A 25,596-nucleotide genomic window follows, 5' to 3' on the forward strand; every position below is an offset into this window, starting at 1 on the left:
TGGCACTTGGAGGAGCCGGATTCCATGGATGATCGACTTCACAGACTTTACCGATTGGCCAAACCCGTTCTGGCCTGGGCCCATCTGTCTCCGGAATTGGTGGAAAGACGGGGCGGATGGGGGCCCGGCGTATCGTCGCTTATGGTAGGGGCCGGAACGGTCGGAGATGGACTTTCCCGGATAGCTGAAGAGGAGGGAGCTTTTTCCGCGGCCATGACGATAGCTTTATTGGGAAAGGGGCAGGAGCGATTTTTCGAGATAGTCCGATCCGAGGGCGAGGGAAAGGGACTCCCTGTAGGGGCTTTTCACACTCCAGGATCCGCCGGGGATATGGACCTATCGGTGAACCTGGATCTGGGAAAGGGATTGCCCCTGGAGAAACTGGGAACGTCGGTCCTTCCTGACGGACAGCTGAGCCCGTCCTATTCCTGGATTGGGGTAGTCCCCATCGGAGAGGGAACCGATAGGGTCACCTTTCTATGCCGAGGTTGCCCATTTCATGAAAGATGTCCTCTAAGAAGGGAATGATTTTTCACCGTTGACGTGTGCTCCTGCGGCGTATATAATGCACATCATTAACCTAAAAATAGATCGAACCATCCAGAGCGGCGGAGGGACTGGCCCTACGAAGCCGCGGCAACCTTCGCTATAGCGAGACGGTGCCAAATCCAGCAGGAATTCCTGGCAGATGGTCGAGGCTTTTATCGCTTTTTATGGATGCCTCTTCCTCTAAGCCGGAAGAGGTATCCATTTTTTTAGAGAGGAGAACCCGCCTATGAGACTCAGCGATTCCAACATGATGATGTGCGATATGATGTGCTGTCTCTGCGGGGCTCCTGAGGGAGAATACGGCGGCTAATCGATCGTAGCCGTTTTTTCTTACCGGGATCTCCGTATGAGAGATCCCGGTTTTTTTATTTTTGAAGGGAGGGGTAGAGAGTTTCATCGTTTTTTGATTCGGAAAGACCAAGACAAATCCACAGGAGGTTCTGAGATGAAAAAATATATCGCTTATCTGTTCGTTTTTCTGTTCTCTCTGTTCGTGGCGTCCGGTTCCAACGCCGAGGATCTCTCGGTCCTGAAGGTCGGCGCTACCGCCGGACCTCACGCCGAGATACTGGAGTTTCTGAAGGATCGTTTGAAGGATCGTGGTATCGATCTCCAGGTCTATAGCTTTAACGATTATATAACCCCCAATGCTGCCCTGGACCAGGGAGACCTGGATGCCAACTCCTATCAGCACGGGCTTTTCATGGATACCCAGAACCAAGACAGAGGGTATAGTCTGGTATCCGTTGCAAAGACGGTGGTCTGTCCTATGGGATTCTACTCCAAAAAGATAGACGACGTGGATGATCTGAGGAAAGGGGCCAAGGTCTCGGTTCCCAACGATCCGGCCAACGTAGGGAGAGCTTTGGCTTTGCTGGAGGAAAAGGGTTTTATAAAGCTCGCCGACGGAGTGGGCTACAGGGCTTCCGTGCTGGACGTGGTGGAAAATCCTAAGGGGATTAAATTCGTAGAGATAGAGGCCCCTCAGCTTCCCAGGGTCCTGGACGACGTGGATATGGGAGCTGTCAACGTCAATTACGCAGTGGAGGCGGGATTATCGCCCCTGGAGGATGCCATTCTTCTCGAGGATCCCGAGACCTCTCCTTTCGCCAATATCATAGCTGCCAGGGAGGATAACAGGGACGATCGGAGGATCGAACTTTTGATAGAGGTCTATCACAGCGATGAGACCAGAAAGTTCATTCTCGATCGATTTAAGGGTTCCTTCGTGCCGGCCTGGTAGAGGCGTGAGAGATGACCATACTTCTGGAAAAAGTCGGCAAGGTCTTCGAAGCTGACGGATCGTCTCTGAAGGCTCTGGACGGGGTGGATCTTCACGTTCCTAGGGGCTCCATTTTCGGAATAATAGGCCAGAGCGGAGCGGGAAAGAGTACCCTGGTTCGCTGCATAAATCTGCTGGAGCGCCCTACGTCAGGCAGGGTGACGGTGGGAGGCGTGGAGTTGACCTCTCTGGGGGAAAGCGATCTTCGGGAGGCGAGAAAGAAGATAGGCATGATCTTTCAGTCCTTCAACCTCCTGTCGAATCGAACTATATTCGGCAACGTGGCTCTGCCTTTGGAGTTGGACGGATGGAGTAAGGGCGATATAGAGGTCAGAGTGGAGGAGCTGCTTGATCTGGTCGGACTGGCGGACAAGAGAGATCAATATCCCTCTCAGCTGTCGGGAGGGCAGAAACAGAGGGTCGGTATCGCCAGGGCCCTGGCCAACCGCCCCGATGTGCTCTTGTCTGACGAGGCTACATCTGCCCTGGATCCCATGATGACCAAGTCGGTGCTCGCCTTGCTCAGGGAGATCAACGAAAAGCTCGGTCTAACCATCGTCCTCATCACCCACGAGATGAACGTGGTGAAGGAGGTCTGCTCCCACGTTGCGGTCATAGAGGGAGGACGGATCGTGGAGAGGGGAACGGTTCTCGATGTTTTTACCTCTCCGAAGAAAGGTGCCACCAAGGAGATGTTACGAGAGGTCGTGGGGGTGGAGCTTCCGGAGAGTTTCGCCGGATTGGACTTCCTGGAGGACGATCCCGCAGGGGGAGAACCGGTCGTACAGCTTCAGTTCTTCGGCTCATCCGCGGCGGAACCGGTCATCTCCGGAATGCTCCGTCGTTTCGACGTGGACGTGAATATCTTGGTCGCCAGGATAGACCATATACAGTCGGTTCCCTACGGAACTCTGGTGCTTCATCTATCGGGGGAGGAACGGGAGAGAGACTCCGCTCTGGACTATCTTAACGCCCTGGATCTCAAAGTGGAGGTGATCGGCCATGTGGGCTCAGCTGTCGCGAGTGCTGTTTAACTCTTTTCTTGAGACTCTCTATATGGTGGGAATGTCCTCGACCATTTCCTTTATCTGCGGAATACCGTTAGGGGTGTTCCTCCACGTCACCGCCAAGGGTGAGATACTGGAGCGACCGAAGGTCAACGGGGTTCTTTCGGCTGTGGTGAACGCAGCCAGGTCCACTCCGTTCATCATATTGATGGTACTTCTCATACCGGTTACCAGGATGATAGTTGGTACATCCATAGGCATAAACGCCGCCGTAGTCCCCCTGGCGGTGGCGGCTATCCCCTTCGTGGGGCGGATAGTGGAGGGGGCGTTGAAAGAGGTCGACAGAGGAGTGGTGGAGGCTGCCCAGTCGATGGGGGCCACTCCCCGTCAGATAATAGGCAAAGTGCTACTGCCAGAGGCTCTGCCGGCCATTATATCGGGACTTACCCTGGCGGTTATAAACCTGATCGGATATTCGGCCATGGCTGGGGCGGTAGGAGGGGGAGGTCTGGGAGATCTGGCGATACGCTACGGATATCAGAGGTTTCGGATGGATATAATGTTCGCCACGGTGGTCATACTGATAGCCATGGTCCAGTTATGTCAGGCCCTGGGAGATCGTATGGCCGGAAAGGCCAGAAAGTCTTGAATTAAAACTCCTCTGGGTGGATAATGACACGGTGAAAGTTCGTCCATTCTAAGAAAGGGAGAGGGTTTTATGGCTAAACTTCCGAAGAACGTTTGCGAGGCCTGGGACGACAGGGACGGTGCGATCGTACTGTCTACCGTAGACGGAGAGGGAGTTCCGAACTCCATCTATGCCACCTGCGTGAGCCGCTTCGACGACGAGACACTGGTCGTCGCGGATAACTATTTTGACAAGACCAGAAAGAACATCTCCAAAGGCGGAAAAGGATCTCTGCTTTTCATAACCAAAGCGGGCAAGTCCTTTCAGGTCAAGGGCAAGATCGAGTATCACGACAACGGTCCGATCTTCGACGATATGAAGACCTGGAATCCCGAAAAACATCCGGGACACGCCGCGGCGGCCTTGAAGGTGGAGGAGGTCTACTCGGGGGCGGAGAAGCTCCTTTAGGGCATCTCTAAAAACGCTATCCCTCGGAGAGGTCGTTTCGGCTCCGCCCTGTCTCGCCCGAACGTATTCCCGACCTGCCTGTTTCGCACGACCGCCTCGGAGGGCACGTCCTGTGCCCCCTCGGCTTGGGGCGACGTCCTGTCGCCCCATTCGTACTACACGACGACAGGTCGGAAATACGGGCTCGAACGGGCTTCGCCGAAACGACCTCTCCGAGGAAACTCGGACGCGAGTTTTTAGAGGTGTTCTGTAGTAAAAGCGATCGGCCCGGGCCGATCGCTTTTACTCATTTCGTGAGCTTGAACAGGACGGGAATCCTGACCTTGGCGGAGAGGTCGGAGGAAAAACGCCAATCCCTCAGGGCTTTAAGAGCGGCCTTGTCTAACCTTGGAGCTCCGGAGCTTTTCTCTATTCTGGTATCGATCACCCTGCCTTTTTTTACCGAAAGCAAGACCGTGACGGTACCCTGTTCCTTTCTCTTCCTGGATATGAGGGGGTATTCCGGTATCTCTCTGTGTTTTACGGTCACGTCATGTTCCGACAGTATCTCCCCTCTGGATGAAGCGGCCGGTTTTTTAGCTTCTCCATCTCCTTTATGGGGTCCTTCTTTCTGAGACGTCCCTTCTTTCTGACCCTTGCCGGGAGGAGCTTGCCCCGCGGATTTTGTAGTTTTCTCGTCCTCTTTTTGAGGAGGTAGGGAGACTTTCTTCTCGGGGCCGTCTTTTTTTTCCTCTATCTTCGGCTTTTCTGTCTTTTCCCTTCGTGGTTTGGCTACAGGTGTTTTTTTTACGACCGGTTTCGTCTTTTCGACGGTTTTTTGAGGTTTTTCTGGAGTCTTTATCTTTGAGTCTTCTTTTGTGTGTGGGGGGTCCACTTCCTTGGATGTAGTTGGTTTTAAAGGGGCAGCTTTTTCCGCCTTGGGTCTTTCCGTAGGAATCTCGGCCATGGCGCTCCCGCCGTCTTCTCCCACGGCCGACTCGGTTTTCGACCGTGTCCTGACCAATTTTACCGATATGGTTCCTATGGAGTCGCTTTCCTTCGGAGCCCACGGTATAAGAAATAGCAGCCCTGCATGGAGGATCAGACTAGCCGCGATAGTGACGATCCATCTTTTCACGGTTCGGTTCCCTTGAGACCGAGCCCTATGGTGGTTATGCCGTTTTCTCTCATCCTGTCGAGGAGGGTCGCAACGTCTCCGTAGGGTATCGAACGGTCGGCGGTGAGTATCAGGGATCTCCCGGCGGCGATCGCTTCCTTGGCCATGATTATCAGATCGTCTTTTTCGACGGGAGTGTCGTCCCAGTAGATGGTTCCGTCGTGAGAGATGGTGACGGTTATTCCCTGTTCCTCCGGCGGGTTTCCCCTCCCGTCCGGGAGGTCCACCGGAATCTGGCCTTGAACGAAGGACGCTGTCAAAACGAAGAATATGATGAGTATGAAGAGGACGTCTATAAGAGGGGTTAGCTCAACGTCCGCCTGTGGACGACGTTTCACGGTCTCATCATCTTTTCCCTGAGGATAAAGTCTGCCCCTCTGGAGAGGGTTTCCTCGATATCGTCAACCTTGGAGCTAAGGAGCGAGTGGCACAGAACCGCCGGAACAGCCACAGCCAGCCCGGCCACCGTGGTTAGCAGGGCCTTCCATATTCCACCGGCCAGGGCCACCATGGGGGCCTGATCTGTCTCGGGGAGGGATTGGAAGATATCCACCATGCCTAGGACCGTCCCCAGAAGCCCGAGTAGGGGAGCTATTCTGGCGACGGCGGAGAGGATGGACAGCCCCTTGCTCCATCTGAAGACCTCTCTCCTTATCTGGCCGTCCAGCAGCATCTTGAGCGAGTCTCCGTCGGTCTTCCAATGGTTGACACCAGCCAGGAAAAGCCGTCTCAGAGAGGTGTCCTTTTCCCGGAGGAGCGACGTGGCTCCCGCCGGATCTCCCTCGTAAAGTCGCTCGCATAGGGCCTGTTCGACCTTTTCCGGATTCTCCCAGGAGTTCATGAAAAAGAAGGCTCTTTCCAATACCACGGCTAAGCCTATCACCGAAAGTCCGGCTATGCACCAGACCACCGGTCCGCCTAGATTCAGAAAGCTCAGGATCGACTCAGCCATCGTGCCACCTCCACCGCTCCGTAGGTTATTACAATGTCCGCTCCGGACCGCCTAAGCGCCATGTGGGCCTCCAGCATGGATTTCTTCCAGTCCAGCGCCCCTGCCTCGGAGGCATGTCGCAGCATCATGTATTCTCCACTTACCATATAGGCAGCCATGGGGAGCAGAGAGTTTTTTCTTATCTCGGATATCATGTCCATGTAGAGCAGAGAGGGCTTTACCATCAGTATATCCGCCCCTTCCTCCTCGTCTTGAAGGGCCTCTCTGATGGCCTCTCTGCCGTTTGCGGGATCCATCTGATAGCCGGAGCGGTCGCCTTTGCCGGGAGCACTGTGTGCGGCCTCCCTGAAGGGGCCGTAGAAGGCGGAGTGGAACTTGGCCGAGTATCCCATTATGGACGTTTCGGTGAAACCAGTTTCGTCCAGGGCGTTTCTGATGGCTCCTACCTGCCCGTCCATCATGGCCGACGGGGCTACCATATGAGCTCCGCTTCTGGCGTGACTGACGGCGGTCTCGGCCAGCCTGCGGAGGGTGGCGTCGTTGTCCACCGATCCATCTTCCCTCAATATGCCGCAGTGGCCGTGGTCGGTGTACTGGCAGAGACATACGTCTGTTGCTACGAGAATAGAGTCCCCGTATCGTTTCAACATGTCTGAGACGGCTCTCTGGACCGGAGCCTCTCCGTCGCTGGCTGATGTCCCCCTGGGGTCCTTTTCTTCCGGTATTCCGAAGAGAAGGAACCTCTTTATGCCCGCCTCCATCGCTGGTTCCACTACCTCGCAGAGTCTGTCGACGCTGATATGGTCGACGCCTTGGAGAGACGATATGGGGGTCTTTACCCCCTTCCCCTCGACGACGAAGAGGGGAAGCATCATGTGTTCAGGTCTCAGGATGGTCTCGCGGACGGAGTCGGCAAGCGCCCCGTTGCCTCTCAGTCTTCTTAGCCTGTTGTGGGGATAGCCGCATCTGATCTCCTTCAATTTACAGTCCTCTTTTCTTCATCTCGGCGAAGACCTCTTCCACCGCTTTTACCGTGGAAGTCACGTCCTCTTCCGTGTGGGAGGAGGATACCATTATGGTCTCGTAGGCGGAGGGGGCGAAGTAATGCCCTCTGCTTAGCATTCCCGAGAAGAACGCCGGGTAAAGGTCCACCCTTCCGGCCTTGACTTCATCCAGGTTTTTAGGCACGTTCTCGGAGAAGAACATGCCCACCAGCCCTCCCAATCTGGTGGTGCTCATTGGGAAACCCCATTTTCTTCCGCCGTCTCTAAGTCCTATCTCGAGAGATTCCGCCGCTTTTTCAAGCGCCTCGTAGGTTCCCTCCCTGGACAATTCCTCCAGCGTCGCCAAGCCTGCCGCCATGGCCAGAGGATTGCCGGACAGGGTTCCCGCCTGGTAGATATCTCCTACAGGGGAGAGGCGGTCCATAATGTCGGACCTGCCTCCGAAGGCTCCCACCGGAAGTCCTCCTCCTATTACCTTTCCAAGACATGTTAGGTCCGGGACGACGTTCTCGACCTGTTGGGCCCCTCCCATTGAGTTGCGGAATCCGGTTATGACCTCGTCGAATATCAGAAGGGATCCGTGTGTTTCTGTGAGCTTCCTTAAACCGTCCAGGAAACCGGGAACAGGGGGGACCAGCCCCATGTTCCCCGCCCATGGTTCCACTATGACGGCGGCTATGGTGGATCCCTCCGACTCGAACAGTGCCTCCGCTTTGTCCAGGTTGTTGAAGGGGAGCACCAACGTGTCTTTTGCGGTTCCCTCGGTTATCCCAGGACTGGTCGGAACGCCGAAGGTCAAGGCCCCGCTACCTGCAGCCACCAGGAGAGAGTCGCTGTGGCCGTGGTAACACCCGTCGAATTTAACGATCCTGTCTCTGCCGGTGCAACCTCGGGCCAGCCTAAGGGCCGACATGGTAGCCTCTGTTCCGGAGCTTACGAAACGGACTTTCTCCATGGAGGGGAATACCGATTTCACCGCCATCGCCAGCATTACTTCCTGTACGCAGGGGGCTCCGAAAGAAGTGGATTTTTCAGCGGCGCTCTTTACCGCCTCTACCACCAAGGGGTGGGAGTGACCGAGTATGAGAGGTCCCCAGCTGCATACGTAATCGGTGTAGCGGTTCCCCTCCAGGTCATAGACCGACGATCCCTCGCCTCTGACCAGAAACAGAGGCTCCCCGCCGACGGCCTTCCAAGCCCTGACCGGGCTGTTGACCCCACCGACCAGGTGTTTGCAGGCGGTGTTGAACATTTCTTCGTTGGTCATCACAAGTCATCCCTTTCGTCTTTGCAAGGAGGTCAGGCATTCTATCAGTCCCTCTATGGAGGGATCGCCCATGACCTCCGGTTCCATGGATAGAGTCTCCCGGATTGCTTCGGCGCAGTGCGCCCCCCAGGCCACAGGGATTATTCCCTCACTAGATCTTCCGAACCTGGCTGCCCAGGCCTCTACCATGGCGGCGCTTCCGAATACGACGCAGTCCAACCCCGATTCATCCCAGCAAAGAGGATAGATATCCTCTCCCGGGAGCTCGGCTCTCTCCATCCTGTAGGCCGAGGATGTGAGCACCGTCGCCCCAACCCTGCGAGCCGCCTGGACCGGCAGATCGGAGGCCCTCTCGTTTCGGAAGAAGAGGATCGACTGACCGTATGAGACGTGTTTTTCTACCGTGTCGGCCAAGCCCTCGGAGGTAGGGATCTCTGCCTCCAGGTCCGGATGAATCCCGATGTCGTAAAGGGCCTTGGAGGTCCCCGGCCCGATGGATATTATTCTGCCGCCTATCTTTCTGAGGTCCGTGACCTCAGAAAGCAGTGAAACTCCTCGAGGGCTTGTGAGGACCAACCAGTTGGAGTTCCCGATAGCTTCTTCATTCCAGTTTTTTTCTAATTTTCTGAGATTCACCAGGGGGAGACTGTAACAGTCCGCCCCGAGGTTTTCCAGGATCCTGGCCGTTTTCCAGGATTCCGGTGCGGGGCGTACTATGCCTATCTGGAGTCCCTTAAGCGGTCCTGAAGCCGGGGTCAGTCCAAGAGCGGAAGATTCTCCTACCGCTATGACCGTTGGACTTCGTAGCCCCATGTTCCTCATGTCGTCCAATCGGAAATCGGACCTCTCCTGGCGTCCCCATCCTCCCCAGCGGATGGCGGAACAGCTTCTGTCGCCGGGTTCTCCTTCTTTCATAAGCTTTTCGGCTATACTGTCCGCTCTGGAGGCTCCCATGTATATGACTCTGGTTCCTCCTGCCTCGGCCATCCTTTGCCAGAGACGGTCGTCCTCTTCTGCAAGGTCCTTCCTCCTGTGTCCGGTGACCAAGGTCGCGGTCTCCGCCACCCCCCTGTGGGTCAAGGGAACGCCCGCAGCCCCCAGGCCGGATACTGCGGCTGTGACCCCCGGCACGTAGCTCCAGGGGATGCCCTCTTTCTGGAGGGCCAATGCCTCCTCTCCGCCTCTCCCGAATACGAAGGGGTCTCCTCCCTTGAGCCTTACGACTCTGTCCGAGATTCGTCCCAGCTCTACCAGCAGTCGACAGATATCGTCCTGAGACGTCGAGTGGCTGTCCTTTCTCTTCCCTACGTAGTGGAAGCTACATGTCTTCGGTGCAAGCTGGAGCAGGTCGGGATGTATCAGCCTGTCGTAGACCAGGTGTTCCGCCAGAGAGATCCTCTCTCTGGCCTCTTCCGTGATCCATCTAGGACCACCGCATCCCGCTCCGGTCAGGTAGACGGTCATGGTTTTTCCTCCAACATGGAAATGGCTTCGGTGGATGCCTTTATGGATAGGGCAACGTCTCTGCCCAGGTCTCGGGCGTCGTCGTCGGAGCGCACGGCCAGCGAGCCTTCGAAATCGATGTGTCTTCCGTCGTAAGAGAGGGTCTGAGCTCTCAATCTCAATTCGCCGCCGACCCATTCGGAGAGAGCGGCGAAAGGAACGTGACAGCCTACCTGTAGGGATTCCAGCAGCTCTCTCTCCGCAAGGGCCATCAGCCAGGTCGGACGATGGTTTATCGCCCGGAACTCCTCGGCCAGTCTCGAACCGCTTCGTGCCTCGACGGCGATTATACCTTGACATGGGGCGGGGAGAAACGGGAGGGTCGTCGCCCCCTCCGGCGATATCCCGAGTCTGTCGAGCCCTGCCTTGGCCAGTACTATGGCGTCTGCGTCTCCCGACTGGAGTTTCGCCAGCCTGGTGTTGACGTTGCCCCTTATGAGGGTGTAGTCGAGGTCCGGTCTGGTGATCGCAAGCTGCGCTTTTCTCCTTAGACTGGAGGTCCCTACCACGGCCCCTGCCGGGAGTCCCTCAAGCCCCCCTTTATGGTTGGAGACGATTACGTCCGAGGTCGATGCTCTGGGAAGTACCGCCACCAGTTCCAGTCCATCTGGCAGAACGGAGGGAACGTCCTTTAGGCTGTGAATTGCTCCGTCTCCCTTGCCCTCCATGATCGCTTCCTCCAGGCATTTGACGAACGCTCCGTTTCCTCCGAAAGCGGATAGATGACAGTCCTGTTTTTCGTCGCCGCAGGTCGACATGGTCTTTATCTCCACCGGCAGTCCCTTTTTAGCCAGGGCCCTGGCGGCCTCCATGGTTTGAGCTCTGGCGAGGGCGCTCTTGCGGCTGAAAAGTATAGGTCTCTCCCTGTCGGACTCCATCCAACTCTGTATGTTCATCCGCAGATCCGCCGATGCCGACGGCGACTTGCCGAAACTGCCTACTCCTACGAGATTGGTCTCGGTACGGAACTGAGCCGCCAGAGACCAGTCTCCCAGTTCGCCTGCACCACAGCAGTCGACCAGACATCGCGCCTTCGATGCCGTGGGAAGGATCTTTTCCGTGTCCTCCTTGGCAAGGGCGATCACCGCCAGCCTATGGGATAGGAAATCATCCGCCGTTACCTCCCGGGCGTGCCACTTTATCAGCCCCTTGGAGGCCAGGCTCTGAAGCCCGGACGTTGCGGTCGGGGATATCAATGTGACAGGAAAGTCGGCGCTCAGTATGGTTCTTACCTTTCTCTCCCCGACGCAGCCGCCTCCTACGACCAGGATAGGTCCCACTCTGGAGTCCAACGATACCATCAGTGAAAATCTACGGTTCACGATCTTTCCTCCTCCGAGAGGGCTCTCCATATCCTGGACGAATGAGGGCTGTTCATCTCCAGGACCGGGGACAATATGCCCTTAGCGACGCTCCAGGCCATCTGTCTTAGGATTTCCTCGGAGGCACCGGTTTTTTGAGCGGTCCGAGCGGCCCTTTCATCGACTATATGGCCCACCCTCATCATGGCCAGCCGACGGTAGGTATCGGTCCTGACGGTTGTCAGATCCGCCCACAGAGCCTGAGCAGCCTCGTCCGTCTCCTCCTCCAGTTTGCCGAGATGTCGACGGTAGTCGTCCAGAATCTCCAGGGTCCGGTCTTTAAGTTCGTCCACCGAGATCCTCTTGAGTCCCGGAACCTCTACCTGAGGGATCGCTCCCATGTCGATTATCCAGGGACGGTTTCCCCCCGCTATCTCGGATAGCAGCGGTTCTGGGGAGGATGTAGCGAATATCAACACGTCCGAGGTCTCGGTCAGATCCTTCCATCTCTCCCAGGGTATCCAGTCGGCTCCGGCCTCCTCCGCCAGGGATCTTCCAGTTTTTTCAGTTCTGTTCGATACGGAGAAGGGAAGTCCCATCGCCTTTAGCACCTTCGCCGTCTCGGTTCCCATGTCGCCGGCTCCTATCAGGGCTATCCTGGGGGAGGGCCAGGCCGGATGGTCCTTGATGGCTTGGCCCATAAGCCAGGGTATGGACGGAGCCCTTCCAGGATGATACTCGGTTCTGAGTATCCCAGCCAGGTTGAAGGATCTCTGAAATAGCCTGTTCAGTATCCTCCCGCAAAGGGGAGAATATCTATCGTATTCCTTCTTGACCTGGGATACCACGAAAGACTCCCCGCATGCCATGCTCTCCAATCCGAGAAGGACCCTCAGGAGATGTTCCACCACGTCCTTACCCGTCAATATATCGGCGCAGGAGGGAATGGAGTCCGAAGGGAGCTCACTGCCTTCCGATATAATCCCGTAGAGTTCGGTCCTGTTGCAGGTGTGGATGGGGAGCAGCTCCGAGAGCGGCCCTCCGTCCAACATTAAGCGCAGGGTCTTTTCGTCCTCCCAGAGTCCAGCTCTGTCGGCCAATTTGCTGTTTTCGTAGTTGACGGAGAGACAGATGAGCCTCATAGAGAGGTCGCCTCGGATCCCTTCCGTCTCAGCAGAAGGATCGAAAGGTAGTTCTCACATGGAGACAGGGCGTCCTGTCCTATCGATATCTCCTCTTCAGGAAGTCCTGCCTTGACTATTCGGACCATCTCGTCCCATGGTCCGGTGGATCCCACCAGTCGTTGTAGTTCCTCTCCCAGCGCCGAAGGTTTGTAGATGGCGGCGCAGTCGGTATGTCTGAGGCTTTCCTGGAGATCGGAGAATGAGGCCGTTCCGGGAAGTATCGACAGCCTTTCTTCTCCCATGGCGAGAAAACGACTTGTCCTCGACGCCGCCAGAGCGTGGGCGGATATTCCCGGTATAAGCTTAAGTTTCATGTCAGGATCCAGCTTTTTCCACTGTTCGTACAGCCAAGCCACGGTCGCGTAGAGGGTCGAATCGCCTATAACCGGAAGGACCACGGTCTCGGCTTTTTCCCACAGTGGCCTTATCTCCTCAAGTTGGGTCAGTATGGTCTCGTCTCTCTCGTCCTCTCGTCCCTTCATGGGGAAGACCAAAGAAACCCAGTCGCGGTCCACATGTCCCTTCACTATTCCGCCGGCTACGCTGTTTCCTCCCTCTTTCGATAGAGGGAGGAGGGCCAGGTCCGCCTTTTCTATGGCCTTTATAGCTCCTAGGGTCACTAGATCGGGATCCCCCGGTCCGACTCCTATCCCAATAAGAGTTCTTGTCATGTTCTTTTCTTCCTTTCAAAGTGGTACCCTCTCGTATCCACCAGACAGCCTTTCCTGGCGACGGTGTCCTCGCCGGGAAGAAGAAGCAGCGTTCTCATGTCTATATCGGAGGACGTCAGCTCGGATAGGTCCATCACTTTTCTGGACTCTCCGGGCCGTCCTACGTCCCTCATTAGCCACACGGTTTGCCCGTCTCTGGTCGAGTAGGCCTTCTTCACTCCCTCGAGTTTTACGTCCAGATCCCTTCTGACCGGGTTGTAAAGGGCAACGGTGAGCCCCGTGGATGCCGCTCCAGACAGGGCTCTTTCTATAGACTCCCAGGGCTGTAGATAGTCGGACAAAGAGAGCATTATAAGTCCGTTGGAGTAGGGGGCTCCTGCGGAGGCTCCGGCGAGCTGGGCGGCGGATAATCCCGGTATAACCTCGACCGGCAGTTCCTCCGCCATGTTTCTGGCCAACCCTGCCATGCCGAAAAGAATGGGATCCCCCCCCGATACGAGGGATACCCGAAACCCCTTCTTGGCCAGGGCCATGGCCGACGCCACTCTGGCCTCCTCTTCTCCCATGCCGTATCTTTCCACTTTCTTCCTCTTCAGCCATTCCTCCGGTAGCTGGTCGACGTAGAGTCGGTAGCCTACCACGGCGTCCGAGTCGTCTATCGCTTCCTTAGCCTGAAACGTCATGTACTTTCGATCCCCCGGACCGGTCCCCACGACGTAGAGTTTTCCCTCGATCCTGGCCGGACGGTGCCCCAGTGCCACAGTGGTCCCTCGCTCGGCCGATCTTGGGCCTATAAGTCTTCCCGCCGAGGCAGCGCAGGGTTCAGCGACTCCGGGCAGATCGAAGTGGGCTGTGGCGGCGGAGGCGGAGAAATTACCATCGATCGATCTAATCTCCTCGTCCTCCAACTTAGTCAAAGGTACTCCAAGTTCCTCCGACAAGGAGAGGAGCCCCTTTTCTCTCGATTTGACCGTCGAGGTTCTTATCTCGCCTAAGGAATAGATGGAATATCCCTGTTTGGAGAGGTGACGTAGCAGAGTCTCCTTCAGGATCTGTCTGTCCACTCCTTTTCTGCAGCCCATACCGGCCACCAGCGACGGAGGTATCAGCTGTACCTGGTGGGATCCGAGGGAAAGAGCTCGGGGCGACACCAGTACGTCCGCCTCGTCGGGGGTTTCGCAGGGGAGGTATCCCTCCGGGAACGGAGGAGTTTCCTCGTTTTCGTCGACCCAGAAAAGCAATTTCCGCCCGTCCAGAAGGGCTCCGTTCGTCTGGACCAGGGCCTTTCTGCCTTCGAGTTTCCATCCCCATCGAGAGCAGAGCAGATCCGGAGCGGCGACGTTCATCCTGTCCGTGGATGTCGTGGATACGAGATGGGCTCCCAGATCCGACGCCAGGGAGCGGGCCAGGTCCGACCCCCCTCCAAGGTGGGCTCCGGTTAGTGGCAGGACCAGCTCTCCGTCCTCCGTGACCACTATCACCGCAGGATCCGCCTCTTTATCCCTGAGCAACGGGGCAGTAACCCTGGCGGCCACTCCGGTGGATCCTATCATCACCACGGCGTCCGATCGATGCCAGATTTCGGACAGAGATGCTTTCAGCTCGTCTCTCCTGGGAGTTATAAGTTTACCGTTCAGAGCTTCGGCGCATCTTTTCCCCACCGATTTCCCCCTAGCAGAGATCGCGAAGACCGCTATATTCAAAGGGAACCCTCCCTGAATCGGTGAGAAAAGCCGCTGTTGTAGAGCAGGCTGGAGGCTTCTCCTGGGTCTAGGCATTTGCCTACAACTATGAGAGCCTGATGGTCTATTCCCCTTTCTCTCATAGCCTCGGCAAGCCCGGAGAGGTCGGAGCGAACGATGGTCTCGTCGTCCCAGGAGGCTCGGTAGACGCAGGCGGCGGGGGTTTTAGGATCGAGCCCCCCCTCTATCAGTTCGTCGGTAGCTTCCTTCACTTGCCCGGCCGTGAGAAAGAGCACTATGGTCGAGCCGTGAGCCGCCAGTTTATCCAGCGACTCTCTCTCTGGAACTGGGGTCCTTCCTCCCCGTCTGGTGCATATCAGGGTCTGGGTCTCTCCCGGAACTGTGTACTGGATGCCCAAAGCGGCGGCAGTCGCCTGTAGGCTGCTTACTCCAGGTACGAATCGAACTTCGATCCCTCGTTCCTCCAACAGCCTTTTCTGTTCCGCCACAGCTCCGTAAAGGCTGGGGTCTCCGGTATGGAGTCGAACCACCGAAGATCCGGTCTCCGCGGAGGCGGCCATGGCTGACACCTGTTCCTCCAACGACATGAAGGCCGAGTCCATGATTGTGCAGTCGTCCCTGCATATCTCCAATATCTCCGGGTTTACCAGGCTGCCGGCGTACACGACCAGATCCGCGGTCTTTAGAAGCTCGCTTCCCCTTACCGTTATTAGGTCCGGTGCGCCAGGTCCGGCCCCGACGAAGTTCACCGTTTTAGCTTTCTCTATCATAAGCAGTTCCCCTTCCGATCTCCCCACACTATGAAGGCGGGGTTCCAGGCTTTAAGCATCCATCCCGCCTTGGTCCTCCGTCCCTCCGAGGGGGCCAGTTGCCACATGGAGGGCTCTATCGACAGGGACTCCAGGGCCGTTAGGGCTTCGTTCGCCGTAGAGAGCATGTTGGCCGTGATGATTATTCTTCCGTTCTCTTTGAGTTTAGATAGACCGGCTCGGATTATGGAAGTAAGCCGCCCTCCGTGTCCTCCTATCGTCAGGCCGTCCAAGGGGGGGAGGGAGGAAAGATCCTCCGGCGCTTTTCCACAGATCAAAGTCACCCTGTCCGTCAAGCCCATTTTAGACAGGTTCCTGGACGCCAGATAGAGAGCCTCCTTCGATGGGTCCAGAGAGAAGATCTTTCCCGGTCCCACCTGTCTCGCCAGCTCCGCCGTTATGCCTCCGCTTCCGGTTCCCACCTCTCCCAGGACGGATCCGTGGAGGGGCTGCAACAGAGATGTTACGATCGCCCTTATCGGGGCTTTGGTCAGAGGTATCGACGGCTCTCTGATGAAGGAGTCGTCCGTAAGAGGGCCTCTCATGACAGCGGCTCCAGAAGGACCAGGGTCAGAGAGGGCCAGGAAGATCGATCCTCTTCGGACAGATCTGATAGGTTTGTCGATTCGACCCTTTCGTCGTCGGTCCCCAGGTTCGACATGGTCCAGCACTTTCTATCCGATGCCCCTATTTTTAGAAGTTTCGAGGCAACCTCCATCGGGTTGTTGAGCCCGCCGGTCAGGATAGCTATCGGGCCGGTCTCTTTTTGCAGCCCGTTCAAGGAATCCAGAGGTCTTCCGTGGACGCTTACGAAGGTTCCTTCCTGCCAGGATATTCCCAGTCTGGAGAAGGCCAGGGAGATCGAGCTCAGTCCCGGTATGATCTCGTATTGATCTTCCGGAAGGGATGCGGCCAGGGAGCTGCCCAGACTGAAGAAGCAGGGATCTCCGGAGACCAGGACGGCCAATCTCTCGTTTCGACCTCTCTTCGAGATGATTTCAAGCGCCTCCGACGGAGATCCCGACAGGGTCACCGTTTTCTTGTCCGCCATGTCGGAGAACATCTTCAGAACTCTCGGGGATCCCAGGAGGGTGTCGGAGCCCTCTATTGCCTTTAGGGCTATAGGAAGGAGGTAGTTCCTGGATCCAGGCCCCACCCCTACGATGTGAATTTTTTCCATGATTTCCCCTCCATGACGTCTTCAGGCCAGGTGGACAGGATCGTTCCCTCCAGGTCGGTTAGGGCCGTGGCTATCTCCATCTCTCCCTTGAGGAACTCTGTCAGCCGTTCCTGAGATCGTCTGGATATGTGGCTGAATGTTTCCTCAAGACCCTCTCGGATTATTATGGGAACCGCCGCCTCGGCCAGTTTGAGGTCCAATATCTCTCGAATCACAGATTGAGATGCTCCAGAGGCTCCGGCCCATGCCGCTACGGTTTCCAGTCTTCCGTCTCCCGATTTGTAGTTAGTGTCGAATATACCCGCGGCCAGCTTGGTAAGCTTGCCGATATGTCCCACGATGAGGGTCTTCTTTATCCCCTCGGCAATACATCGTTCAAGCGTGTAGCCCACCTTGTCTCCGGTCTTGACGATCTTCTCCGCCGGGATATCGAATCTCTCTTTCAGGAGTTTTTCCCCGATATACCCGAGAGGAAGGAACAGGGGGCCTTTTGCGACCTCTTCGGCTGCCACCTTGACGTAGACGTCGATGGACGCCTCCCAGGCCGCGGTCGACTTGGGTTCCACTATGCCGGTGGTGCCTATAACGGAGATTCCTCCCTGGATCCCCAGCCTGGGGTTCCAGGTCTTTTTCGCCAGCTCCTCGCCGTCCGGAATGGAAACCTCCACTTCCAGTCCCTTGCCGTTAGGCGTCAGAGCGGAGAGGTCCCGTAGGATCATCTTCCTGGGAGTGGGGTTTATGGCGGGCTCTCCAGGAGGAATAGGTAGGCCTTTTTTGGTGACTTTGCCGACGCCCTTGCCCCCTATGACCGTCACGCCCGGGAGGTCCGATATTCTCACGGTGCAGCAGAATCTGTGCCCGTCCGTAACGTCAGGGTCGTCTCCGGACCTCTTGATCACGCAGCAGGAGGCCCACCCTTTTCCTATCGCAGCGTCCTCCACCGGGACCTCCAACTCCATCCCGTTTGGCAGTTCCACCGTCACGGTGTCCGTCGTCTCTCCAGTCACGGCCATGTAGGTGGCCGCCTTGGCCGCGGCCTGAACCGACGTGCCAGAGGTGAATCCTCTTCTGAGCCCTCCGACGGATCCCAGAGATTCGAATCGGGCCGTCATGGTCTGAGGGCCAGTTTTATAAGGGCGTTCACTATCGCAGCTGCGACGGGGCTTCCTCCCTTGGGCCCCGGGGCGGTTATGGACGGATAATCGAGCTCTATCAGTTCCTGATGGGACTCGGCGGCTCCGACGAACCCTATGGGCATTCCGATTACCAGAGCGGGGCTGGCCTCCTTCGCCTTTATCCTGTCTATGATCTCGAAGAGGGCGGTAGGGGCGTTGCCTATGGCGACGATGGCTCCTTCCATGTGGGGAAGTGCCTTCCTCATGGCCATCTGGGACCTGGTGGCATTCTCAGTGTTTCTGGCCATCTCGGCCACTTCGGGATCGTTCAGGAAGGTCAGCACCCTGCCGCCCATGCTCTCCAAGCCGTCTTTTCTTATTCCGGCCCGGACCATCTCGACATCGGTTATAACCGGCGCTCCCGACCGGAGGGCGGATAACCCCGATTTTATTGCCCCTGCGTGTATGTACAGGCTCATGCCGAAATCCACGTCGGCCGTGGCGTGGGCCACCCTGGTGACGATGGCCAGCTCCTCTTTCGTTCCGTAGAAAGGGCCCATTTTTTCCTGGAGTATCCTGAAGCTCTTTGCCTCTATGTCGGCGGGAGCCATGAATCTCTGAGTCATGTTTTTCCTCCTAATCTAATAAAGGCAGACCCTCGAGGGTCTGCCTTTTACCGGTCCGAACCTCGCGGAGCTTTCTGCCTTCGTCTTCTTCTCGCGATCTGGCTCCCCCCTGCGGAGGCAGGAGGATACAGTGGCGGGTCCGCGCCGGATTTTCACCGGACTTTCCGAAAAGAGACGTCTACGTGTCTGTCTGAAAATGATAGGGCTTCGGCCCGGTTTGTCAAATGTCCTATGCCCTTTTTTCTTGCCATCTTAGAGCGGTCTCAAGAAAACTCTCTGGGACCGTCCTGTCGCTTCCGAAATGGATGTGGAGGTAGCTCGCCAGTACGTTGTTTTTCGCCAAGCCCTCCTCTGTCGTCCTGTCTCCCTTGGAAAGCCTCAGGGCTATGGGAGCGTCGTCGGGGCCATCGTAGGACGACCAGTGAAACACGTGACCGCGGATTCTTTTGCCCTTTGGACCCAGCAATGTGTCCATCAGGGTCTCCCCATCGCAGTATCCCAGGGCCCTGAGCCTCTTCCCCATGGACATTCGGCCGGGAAAGACTCCCGCCATGGAGTGGACCTTGCCCTCAGGGGTCTCTATGGCCTCCACCAGATACATCAGACCTCCGCACTCGGCGAGGATGGGCATTCCCTCCTCGGCCTTCTTCTTTACGTCCTCTCTCATGGACAGGTTCGTCTCCAGAGCCGGAGCGAAGAGCTCCGGGAAGCCTCCCCCTATGTAAAGAGCCGATGCTTCTGGAGGTATCTTTTCATCGTCTATCGGGCTGAAAGGCACTAGATTCGCTCCCATGTGAGTCAGTATATCCAGGTTGTCCTGATAGTAGAAATGGAAGGCCTTGTCCATGGCCACGGCTACATCGATCCTCTCGGGAACGGAGGGGTAGGGGAACAGTTCGGATCTGTGGCATGGGAAGGGACGGGCTTTTCGGGCCAGAGACAGCAGGGCGTCTAAGTCCACGTTATTCTCCACTAGCCCTGCCAGATGCTCCAGATAGGAGGAAAAATCATCTCTCTCCCATGCTGGGACGAGTCCTAGATGTCTCTCTGGAAGATCCAGGGCCTCGTCTCTAGGGAGATATCCCAGTACCTTCACCTCCGTGGTCGATTCTACCGCCTCTTTTACCATTTCGAAATGTCTCGGACTGCCTATTCTGTTGAAAATGACTCCCTCTACTGAGACAGAGGGGTCGAAAGACGCGAAGCCTCGAACGACCGCAGCTGCGCTTCTGGCCATGGACCTGGCGTCCACAACCAGGACAACGGGAGTCTCGCTTAATCTGGCCAGACTTGCTGCGCTTCCCCTGTCGTCCACTCCCGTTGCTCCGTCGAAAAGTCCCATCACGCCCTCGATGATGGATATCTCCGATCCCTCCGATCCACGGTGGAAAAGCTCCAGCAAAGGGTCTTTCTCCAAAAGCATGGAGTCCAGGTTTCTGCACGGTCTTCCTGATGCCGCCGAGTGGAATCCCGGGTCGATATAATCCGGACCGGTCTTGAAGGTCTGAACCGACATCTCCCTAGCCTTGAGGGCCGCGGCGATTCCCATGACTATCGTTGTCTTGCCTGTCCCGCTGTGAGTTCCGGCGATGACTATCCTCGGGGTTGTCATCTCTCTATGCCTTCTCTTGCCTGTACTCCCAGGCGATAATGGTGTTTTATATCCACCATCTCGGTTACTACGTCGGCCCTGTCGATTATGGCCTGGGTCGCCCCTCTTCCCGTCATGACGAGCTCCACCGACTCCGGTTTCGACTTCATGAGGTCCAGCAGCTCCGACTCCTCTAGCAGGCCGGAAGACATCGCTACCAGTATCTCGTCGGCTATAACCAGATCGTAGCCGTCGTCGATAGCTTTTTTCAGTCGTGTCAGCCCCTCTTTTGCCGCCTCCCTGTCTCGCTCCGTCATGGGTGACCCTACATTTCTCTCTATGCCGTAGGTTTCGGTGAGGACCTTGGACGAGATTTCTCGAAGGATCCTTATCTCGCCGGAGCGATCGCTCTTCAGAAATTGACCGACGTAGACGGAATATCCCGCCCCGAGGGCCCTTAGAGCCTGTCCTACGGCGGCGGTAGTCTTGCCCTTTCCGTCGCCGGTGTTTACCGATAGATACCCTTTTTTCATGGTATATGGCTCCTTTCGTTTTTTCTCTTCCTCGTTTACACTTCCTTTTGGGAGGTGAGATTATCGTGGAAGAATTGGAGTACGGTTCTCTGGAGTGGTGGCATCAGACCGTCAATATAGGAGTCCTACAGGAGATCCTGGATAGATTCGCCCAGATATTGAACTGTGGTGCGGTTCTCACTACGGCCTTGGGAGTTCCGATAACCACCCCCAGCAATTTTACAAGGTTTTGCCGTCTCATGCGGTCCACCGAGGAAGGTCGGAGACTGTGTTGGGAGAGCGATGCCGCCGGTGGAAGGGCTGGGCTGGAACAGGGAAAGGTAAGAATATATCGCTGTCATGCGGGATTGATAGATATGGCTCTCCCAGTGGTAATAGAGGGTCGTCTGGCCGGGGTGGTGCTTTGCGGTCAGGTAAAGCTTAGACACTATACCCGTCAGGAGGTGGAGGAGCTCGCCGGAGTCGGTTGGCAGAATCTCTCCAACCGGGACGAACTGGTGGACCTGTTCATGGAAGCTCCGGTTGTCCCCAGGGAGGTCATAGACCAGGGAGGAGAGCTTATAAAGCTGGTCTCGTCCCACGTCGTGGAGCTATGCGAGCGCCGTTTGGCGGAGAAGAAGTTACTCGTAAAGGACCTGGTCCTCATGAGGGAGAAATGCGATAAGCAGTCTCTCGAGAGAAACCTGAAGATCAGTCAGATAAAGGCTCTCAGACATCAATTGAACCCCCACTTCATGTTCAATACCCTCAACGCCATAGTTCGCCTCGCCATGTTCGAGGATGCGCCTGAGACGGAGTCCTTGGCCTACAGATTTTCCCAGTATCTGAGATATGTCTTGAGAAGACAGTCCAGAGAGGAGCTGGTTCCCCTTGCCGGAGAGGTGGAGTGCGTCGAACATTTTCTCTCTATAAACAAGATAAGGTTCAGCGACCGGTTCGACTTCGATCTCCACGTCGGTCCCGGAACCAGGGACGTGAGGGTACCCTTCATGATATTGCAGCCTCTGGTCGAGAACGCCATAGTGCACGGAGTGGAACCCTCGACTGACCGATGCCACCTTTCCGTCGAGGCCTCCATAGAAGAAGGTTCCCTTGTGGTCACCGTTTCCGACGACGGAGTAGGATTCGATTGTTCCAATTTCTCACCCGGAGTCGGGGTGTCGAACGTCATGGAAAGGTTGGATCTTCACTATGGGAAAGATGGATGTCTCCGTTGGTCCTCCTGTCCCGGTGATGGAAGTAGATTCGAGGTTACCATGCCTTTGAGACGAGGGGAGGAGATGACGGGATGACGGGAGATATCTTCAAGGTCCTGGTGGTGGAGGACGAGCCTCTTGAACGGAAGGCTCTGTCGATTCTCCTGGAGAGGATGAAGGACCCTCTCGAGATAAAATCGGTCGGAACCGCCCCCGAGTTCGAGGAACTCTGCGGGGCCTGGGATCCCGATGTCGTCCTTCTCGACATACACATACCGGGAGGGGACGGTTTAAGCTCTCTCAAAAGGCTCAAGGAAGACGGTTTTCTAGGGGACGTCGTGTTGATCACGGCTTACGACGTGTTTCAATACGCCCAGAACGCCATGGGACTGGGGGTCAAGTCCTTTTTGGTAAAACCCGTCACGGGGGAGCGTCTCCAGGAAGAGCTCGACAGGGTCTTGCGGGACGTCAGGGAAAGACGGCTCAGAACTCTGGAGATAGATCAGCTTAAGACCTTCATAAAGAACAACAGAGGCTCATTGGCCCTTAGGATGATACAGGATCTGCTTCGTTCCGGTCAGGTAAGCGAGGGAATGATGGACGTCATGGCCAGCCTAAGATTGCCCCCTTCCAGACCATGTCACCTTTTCGGGGTGATCTCCGTGGCGAGCGAGAGAGGGCTTGGAACCGACTCGCTCTTCCTGTGGGACGATTTCGACAAGGCTCTGGGAGAGGAGGTAGTGACGGTCCCGTGGGACGGGTCTCTGTCCTTTTTTCTGGTGACCTTCGAGGAGGCGTTGTCGGACGTCGACCGTTGGCTTTCCCGTTTCCTTGAGGTAATACTTAGAAACGACGCAATGGCGAACGTGGCTTACGGAGGACTTATAGACCGACTGGAATCGATCCCCTCCGCCGTTACCAGGTTGGAAGAGGCCCTCGAAGAGAGTTTGCTGGAAGGGATGGGGAGGGCCGTCATGGTGGAGAACAGCGTGGACGACCCTCCTACGCCGGATTACGATTTCGATCTGGAGACTGTGCAGCAGCAGTCTGTGGAGGCTTTTCTGAACAATAGACCGGATCTTCTCTCTTCCGTCAAGGAAAGCTTGGATGTGTTGATAAGCAACTCGTCCCCTTCGGATCTCAACATGGTCAAGTTCATGGTGACAGGTCTTTTAGGACAGGTATGTCATGTCTTGCTTCGGCTGAAATGTGATGCCGGAGCGGTGGCTGGATGGAGCAGGCGGCAGATGCTTAATCTCATATCGATACAGACTCCCATGGCTCTTACCAAAGCTCTTCCGGAGGCCTTCGATCAGGCCTGGACAGTGAGGGAATCCGCCAGCGATCCTACGGTCATAATGGTTCAGCAGGCGTTACACTATATAGAGGCCAACTACGACGACGTTACCCTTGAGAGGGTGGCCGACGCAGTACACGTCAGTCCCAGTTATCTGAGCAGGACCTTCAGACGGGTTCTTGGGGATCGTTTCGTCGACAAGGTAAAATCGGTGAGGATGGATCGAGCCAAAGCCCTCTTATCCGACGGAGTCTCCGTCAGAGACGTGGCCATCTCGGTGGGGTACGGCAACATCGCCTATTTCAGCACCATCTTTAAGCAGTCGACCGGGTGTAGCCCCAGCGATTACAGGAAAAAAAACTGAAGAGCAAACGATCTACGAAAGCGCCGCCCTCAGAGGCGGCGCTTTCGTTTTTTTGATTACTTGTCGTCGCTTCAGAGAGACGAAGTTTTTTCATCCCTCGTTCAGCTTCATCTTGTGGCGCTATCGGTCAAAAACTCCGCCCTCTCTTTGAATGCTTTCAACTTCTCCCTCCTATAACATCATATGGACGATTAGTTTCCGCGAGTGTTCAGGAAGGAGGATGCCCAGTGTCCGAATCGGGCAAGTTACCCCGTTCCATTCAAGAGTTCGTGCCGGGAAAACAGATCACTTTGGCTCACGTGGTCAGGAATCCCAGATCCAATCTCTGCGAACGCATAGGAGTCGACAGAGGAGGAGCCCTGGGATTGATGACCATAACTCCAGGGGAGGGCTCCATCATAGCGGCAGATGTCGCGTCGAAAGCGGCGGTCGTCGAGGTCGAGTTCGTGGACAGGTTCACCGGTTGCGTGATGATATCCGGTGAGATATCTGCGGTCGAGAGCGCCCTATCCAGTGCCGTATCGGTCCTCAGGGACGCCTTGGGATTTACTCCCGCCGAGGTCACGAGGACATGAGTCGACCATGGCGGGTTATGGTCATCGGTTCCGTCGATTCCGGCAAGACCACCCTTTTGGGAGTCCTTTCCGATAAGGCGGTTAGGACGGTAAAGACCGAGTCCATCGATTTTTGCGGCGATTTCGTTGACACGCCCGGGGAGTTTCTGGACATCCCTCTACATTACAACTCCCTGATATCCACATCCTCCAAGGCATCGGTCGTGCTGTTGTTGGTGGATCCCACCAGGAATTGTCCCCCTCCTCCGACGTTTTCGAGCGTGATATGCGCCCCGATCGTGGGAGTTGTCACCAAGTCCGATCTGGCGTCTTCGGAGCAGATCGAGAGGGCGAAGAAGTCGCTTCGTCGAAGCGGAGTGAGGGAGAGCTGTGTCATCTCCTCCGTCACAGGGGAGGGATTGGAGTTTTTGAAGTCCACGATGGAAAGGTATCGACCGACCTCTTATGAGGACGGAAAGCTAAAACAGGAGGTGTCATCGGAATGAATGCAGAAGCGTTGGGCATGGTCGAGACCAGAGGATTGGTAGGAGTTATAGAGGCTGCCGATGCCATGGTCAAGGCGGCTAACGTCCGTCTCGCCGGATACGAAAAGATAGGGTCGGGCTACGTGACCGTTATGGTGAGAGGCGACGTCGGGGCCGTCAAGGCTGCCGTCGACGCCGGAGCCGCGGCGGCCAAGCGGGTCGGAGAGGTCGTCTCCATTCACGTGATTCCCAGGCCTCATTCGGATACCGAGAGGATCCTGCCCAAGATAGAGGGCTAGCGATAACTGACTGATAGGAGGAGCAAAGGGATGGAACAGGATGTAATGAAGAAGGTTATGGACGAGGTTATGAAAAGGCTTGGAGAGGGTGCCGCTCCTGCCGCCGCTCCCGCTCAGGAGAGCAAGGCAGTCGAGGAGAGTTGCGGTTCGTTCTGCTCTCCCTCCGTTGGGGTCACCGAGTTCGTCGGTCTTGCCAGAGGACACACCATCGGTCTGGTTATCGCAAATGTCGAGAGCTCCCTTCATGAAAAGCTCGGGATCGATCCCAAGTACAGGTCCATCGGAATCATCTCCGATCGCATCGGGGCCGGACCTCAGATAATGGCGGCCGACGAGGCCGTAAAGGCCACCAACACCGAGATCGTCGCTCTCGAACTATGCAGGGACACCGAGGGAGGGGCCGGACACGGATGCCTGATCCTTTTCGGGGCGGAGGACGTATCGGACGCCCGTAGGGCCGTCGAGGTCGCCCTGAAAGACCTGGATCGCACTTTCGGCGACGTCTACGGATGTGCGGCCGGTCACCTCGAGTTTCAGTATACCGCCAGGGCCAGCGACGCTCTCAACAAGGCGTTCGGAGCCCCTGTCGGAAGGGCCTTCGGTCTCATAGTCGGAGCTCCTGCCGGAATCGGCTTTGTGATGAGCGACACCGCTCTCAAGGCTGCCGAGGTAGAGCTTCTGGCCTACAGTTCTCCCGGCCAGGGCACCTGCTGGACCAACGAGTGTATCATCGCATTCACCGGGGACTCCGGTGCCGTCCGTCAGGCGATCATAGCCGCCAGAGAGATGGGACAGAAACTTCTCGGGGCTTTCGGAGAGGCACCTGCGACCGACACCACTCCCTACATTTAATGTCGGTCTTTAGCTACGGA

28 protein-coding genes and 1 riboswitch are annotated in these 25,596 nt (G+C 56.4%); of the genes, 11 read left to right on the forward strand and 17 right to left on the reverse strand.

The window, feature by feature from the left end; genetic code table 11:
* Positions 1 to 24: 24 nt before the first annotated feature.
* The 5 genes from DPEP_RS08565 (at position 25) to DPEP_RS08585 (ending at position 3,934) form a co-directional block, all read left to right on the forward strand.
* Entirely contained in the window at positions 25 to 528 is a 504-nt protein-coding gene (locus DPEP_RS08565) for a hypothetical protein (protein ID WP_005661314.1), read from the forward strand.
* Positions 529 to 593: 65 nt separating this feature from the next.
* Positions 594 to 695, forward strand: a riboswitch (SAM riboswitch).
* A gap of 299 nt (positions 696 to 994) precedes the next feature.
* Complete coding sequence (locus DPEP_RS08570; protein ID WP_005661316.1) at positions 995 to 1,792, forward strand: MetQ/NlpA family ABC transporter substrate-binding protein; 798 nt, start codon at positions 995 to 997, stop codon at positions 1,790 to 1,792.
* Positions 1,793 to 1,803: 11 nt separating this feature from the next.
* Positions 1,804 to 2,865, forward strand: coding sequence for a methionine ABC transporter ATP-binding protein (locus DPEP_RS08575; protein ID WP_005661317.1), 1,062 nt, complete (start codon positions 1,804 to 1,806; stop codon positions 2,863 to 2,865).
* Positions 2,866 to 2,896: 31 nt separating this feature from the next.
* Entirely contained in the window at positions 2,897 to 3,487 is a 591-nt protein-coding gene (locus tag DPEP_RS08580) for a methionine ABC transporter permease (RefSeq protein WP_241760470.1), read from the forward strand.
* A gap of 69 nt (positions 3,488 to 3,556) precedes the next feature.
* Entirely contained in the window at positions 3,557 to 3,934 is a 378-nt protein-coding gene (locus tag DPEP_RS08585; RefSeq protein WP_005661321.1) for a pyridoxamine 5'-phosphate oxidase family protein, read from the forward strand.
* Between the two features lie 286 nt (positions 3,935 to 4,220).
* Here DPEP_RS08585 and DPEP_RS12855 read toward each other — a convergent pair whose 3' ends face one another.
* The 17 genes from DPEP_RS12855 to DPEP_RS08670 form a co-directional block, all read right to left on the reverse strand.
* Positions 4,221 to 5,051, reverse strand: a complete 831-nt coding sequence (locus tag DPEP_RS12855; protein WP_005661323.1) for an energy transducer TonB — start codon at positions 5,049 to 5,051, stop codon at positions 4,221 to 4,223.
* Positions 5,048 to 5,428 (reverse strand): ExbD/TolR family protein, encoded by a 381-nt coding sequence (locus DPEP_RS08595; protein WP_005661325.1) that lies wholly within the window; start codon positions 5,426 to 5,428, stop codon positions 5,048 to 5,050. The genes DPEP_RS12855 and DPEP_RS08595 overlap by 4 nt, the downstream gene beginning before the upstream one ends.
* The gene (locus DPEP_RS08600) at positions 5,425 to 6,042 is read right to left on the reverse strand and encodes a MotA/TolQ/ExbB proton channel family protein (protein WP_005661328.1); all 618 of its coding nucleotides are present in this window, start codon (positions 6,040 to 6,042) and stop codon (positions 5,425 to 5,427) included. Before DPEP_RS08600 ends, DPEP_RS08595 begins: the two co-directional genes overlap by 4 nt.
* On the reverse strand, positions 6,024 to 7,022 hold the full coding sequence (gene hemB, locus DPEP_RS08605; protein WP_005661329.1) for a porphobilinogen synthase: 999 nt from the start codon (positions 7,020 to 7,022) through the stop codon (positions 6,024 to 6,026). The genes DPEP_RS08600 and hemB overlap by 19 nt, the downstream gene beginning before the upstream one ends.
* Position 7,023: 1 nt before the next feature.
* A complete protein-coding gene (gene hemL / locus DPEP_RS08610) occupies positions 7,024 to 8,313 on the reverse strand; it encodes a glutamate-1-semialdehyde 2,1-aminomutase (protein ID WP_005661332.1) in 1,290 nt (429 codons plus the stop codon).
* A gap of 6 nt (positions 8,314 to 8,319) precedes the next feature.
* A complete protein-coding gene (gene cobA / locus DPEP_RS08615) occupies positions 8,320 to 9,777 on the reverse strand; it encodes a uroporphyrinogen-III C-methyltransferase (protein ID WP_005661334.1) in 1,458 nt (485 codons plus the stop codon).
* Positions 9,774 to 11,138 (reverse strand): hydroxymethylbilane synthase, encoded by a 1,365-nt coding sequence (gene hemC / locus DPEP_RS08620; RefSeq protein ID WP_005661336.1) that lies wholly within the window; start codon positions 11,136 to 11,138, stop codon positions 9,774 to 9,776. Before hemC ends, cobA begins: the two co-directional genes overlap by 4 nt.
* Positions 11,135 to 12,259 carry an NAD(P)-binding domain-containing protein gene (locus DPEP_RS12860; protein WP_005661338.1) on the reverse strand — a complete coding sequence of 375 codons (1,125 nt, stop codon included), beginning with the start codon at positions 12,257 to 12,259 and terminating at the stop codon, positions 11,135 to 11,137. The genes hemC and DPEP_RS12860 overlap by 4 nt, the downstream gene beginning before the upstream one ends.
* The gene (locus DPEP_RS08630; protein ID WP_005661340.1) at positions 12,256 to 12,972 is read right to left on the reverse strand and encodes a precorrin-2 C(20)-methyltransferase; all 717 of its coding nucleotides are present in this window, start codon (positions 12,970 to 12,972) and stop codon (positions 12,256 to 12,258) included. The genes DPEP_RS12860 and DPEP_RS08630 overlap by 4 nt, the downstream gene beginning before the upstream one ends.
* The gene (locus tag DPEP_RS08635; protein ID WP_005661342.1) at positions 12,969 to 14,675 is read right to left on the reverse strand and encodes a cobalamin biosynthesis protein; all 1,707 of its coding nucleotides are present in this window, start codon (positions 14,673 to 14,675) and stop codon (positions 12,969 to 12,971) included. Before DPEP_RS08635 ends, DPEP_RS08630 begins: the two co-directional genes overlap by 4 nt.
* The gene (gene cobM, locus DPEP_RS08640; RefSeq protein WP_005661344.1) at positions 14,672 to 15,445 is read right to left on the reverse strand and encodes a precorrin-4 C(11)-methyltransferase; all 774 of its coding nucleotides are present in this window, start codon (positions 15,443 to 15,445) and stop codon (positions 14,672 to 14,674) included. The genes DPEP_RS08635 and cobM overlap by 4 nt, the downstream gene beginning before the upstream one ends.
* Positions 15,442 to 16,029 carry a bifunctional cobalt-precorrin-7 (C(5))-methyltransferase/cobalt-precorrin-6B (C(15))-methyltransferase gene (locus DPEP_RS08645; RefSeq protein WP_005661346.1) on the reverse strand — a complete coding sequence of 196 codons (588 nt, stop codon included), beginning with the start codon at positions 16,027 to 16,029 and terminating at the stop codon, positions 15,442 to 15,444. Before DPEP_RS08645 ends, cobM begins: the two co-directional genes overlap by 4 nt.
* Positions 16,026 to 16,664 carry a precorrin-6y C5,15-methyltransferase (decarboxylating) subunit CbiE gene (gene cbiE / locus DPEP_RS08650; protein ID WP_005661348.1) on the reverse strand — a complete coding sequence of 213 codons (639 nt, stop codon included), beginning with the start codon at positions 16,662 to 16,664 and terminating at the stop codon, positions 16,026 to 16,028. Before cbiE ends, DPEP_RS08645 begins: the two co-directional genes overlap by 4 nt.
* Positions 16,643 to 17,776: a cobalt-precorrin-5B (C(1))-methyltransferase CbiD gene (cbiD, locus tag DPEP_RS08655; protein ID WP_005661349.1), complete on the reverse strand. Its 1,134-nt coding sequence runs from the start codon at positions 17,774 to 17,776 to the stop codon at positions 16,643 to 16,645. Before cbiD ends, cbiE begins: the two co-directional genes overlap by 22 nt.
* Positions 17,773 to 18,405, reverse strand: a complete 633-nt coding sequence (locus tag DPEP_RS08660; protein WP_005661351.1) for a precorrin-8X methylmutase — start codon at positions 18,403 to 18,405, stop codon at positions 17,773 to 17,775. Before DPEP_RS08660 ends, cbiD begins: the two co-directional genes overlap by 4 nt.
* Before the next feature lie 229 nt (positions 18,406 to 18,634).
* The gene (locus tag DPEP_RS08665; RefSeq protein WP_005661353.1) at positions 18,635 to 20,017 is read right to left on the reverse strand and encodes a cobyrinic acid a,c-diamide synthase CobB; all 1,383 of its coding nucleotides are present in this window, start codon (positions 20,015 to 20,017) and stop codon (positions 18,635 to 18,637) included.
* Positions 20,014 to 20,529, reverse strand: a complete 516-nt coding sequence (locus DPEP_RS08670; protein WP_005661354.1) for a cob(I)yrinic acid a,c-diamide adenosyltransferase — start codon at positions 20,527 to 20,529, stop codon at positions 20,014 to 20,016. The genes DPEP_RS08665 and DPEP_RS08670 overlap by 4 nt, the downstream gene beginning before the upstream one ends.
* 65 nt (positions 20,530 to 20,594) lie before the next feature.
* On the opposite strand from DPEP_RS08670, the gene DPEP_RS08675 reads away from it, so the two are divergent.
* The 6 genes from DPEP_RS08675 to pduB all read left to right on the forward strand — a co-directional run bounded on the left by DPEP_RS08675 (position 20,595) and on the right by pduB (position 25,576).
* The gene (locus tag DPEP_RS08675; protein WP_005661355.1) at positions 20,595 to 21,821 is read left to right on the forward strand and encodes a sensor histidine kinase; all 1,227 of its coding nucleotides are present in this window, start codon (positions 20,595 to 20,597) and stop codon (positions 21,819 to 21,821) included.
* Positions 21,818 to 23,386, forward strand: coding sequence for a helix-turn-helix domain-containing protein (locus DPEP_RS08680; RefSeq protein WP_005661356.1), 1,569 nt, complete (start codon positions 21,818 to 21,820; stop codon positions 23,384 to 23,386). Before DPEP_RS08675 ends, DPEP_RS08680 begins: the two co-directional genes overlap by 4 nt.
* Positions 23,387 to 23,613: 227 nt before the next feature.
* Positions 23,614 to 23,961 carry a BMC domain-containing protein gene (locus tag DPEP_RS08685; protein ID WP_005661357.1) on the forward strand — a complete coding sequence of 116 codons (348 nt, stop codon included), beginning with the start codon at positions 23,614 to 23,616 and terminating at the stop codon, positions 23,959 to 23,961.
* On the forward strand, positions 23,958 to 24,446 hold the full coding sequence (locus DPEP_RS08690; protein WP_005661358.1) for a EutP/PduV family microcompartment system protein: 489 nt from the start codon (positions 23,958 to 23,960) through the stop codon (positions 24,444 to 24,446). Before DPEP_RS08685 ends, DPEP_RS08690 begins: the two co-directional genes overlap by 4 nt.
* Positions 24,443 to 24,724 carry a BMC domain-containing protein gene (locus tag DPEP_RS08695; RefSeq protein ID WP_005661359.1) on the forward strand — a complete coding sequence of 94 codons (282 nt, stop codon included), beginning with the start codon at positions 24,443 to 24,445 and terminating at the stop codon, positions 24,722 to 24,724. The genes DPEP_RS08690 and DPEP_RS08695 overlap by 4 nt, the downstream gene beginning before the upstream one ends.
* 30 nt (positions 24,725 to 24,754) lie before the next feature.
* Positions 24,755 to 25,576, forward strand: a complete 822-nt coding sequence (pduB, locus tag DPEP_RS08700) for a propanediol utilization microcompartment protein PduB (protein WP_005661360.1) — start codon at positions 24,755 to 24,757, stop codon at positions 25,574 to 25,576.
* The last annotated feature ends 20 nt before the right edge of the window (positions 25,577 to 25,596 follow it).

The sequence above is a fragment of the Dethiosulfovibrio peptidovorans DSM 11002 genome (genome assembly GCF_000172975.1).
Taxonomy (GTDB): Bacteria; Synergistota; Synergistia; order Synergistales; family Dethiosulfovibrionaceae; genus Dethiosulfovibrio; species Dethiosulfovibrio peptidovorans.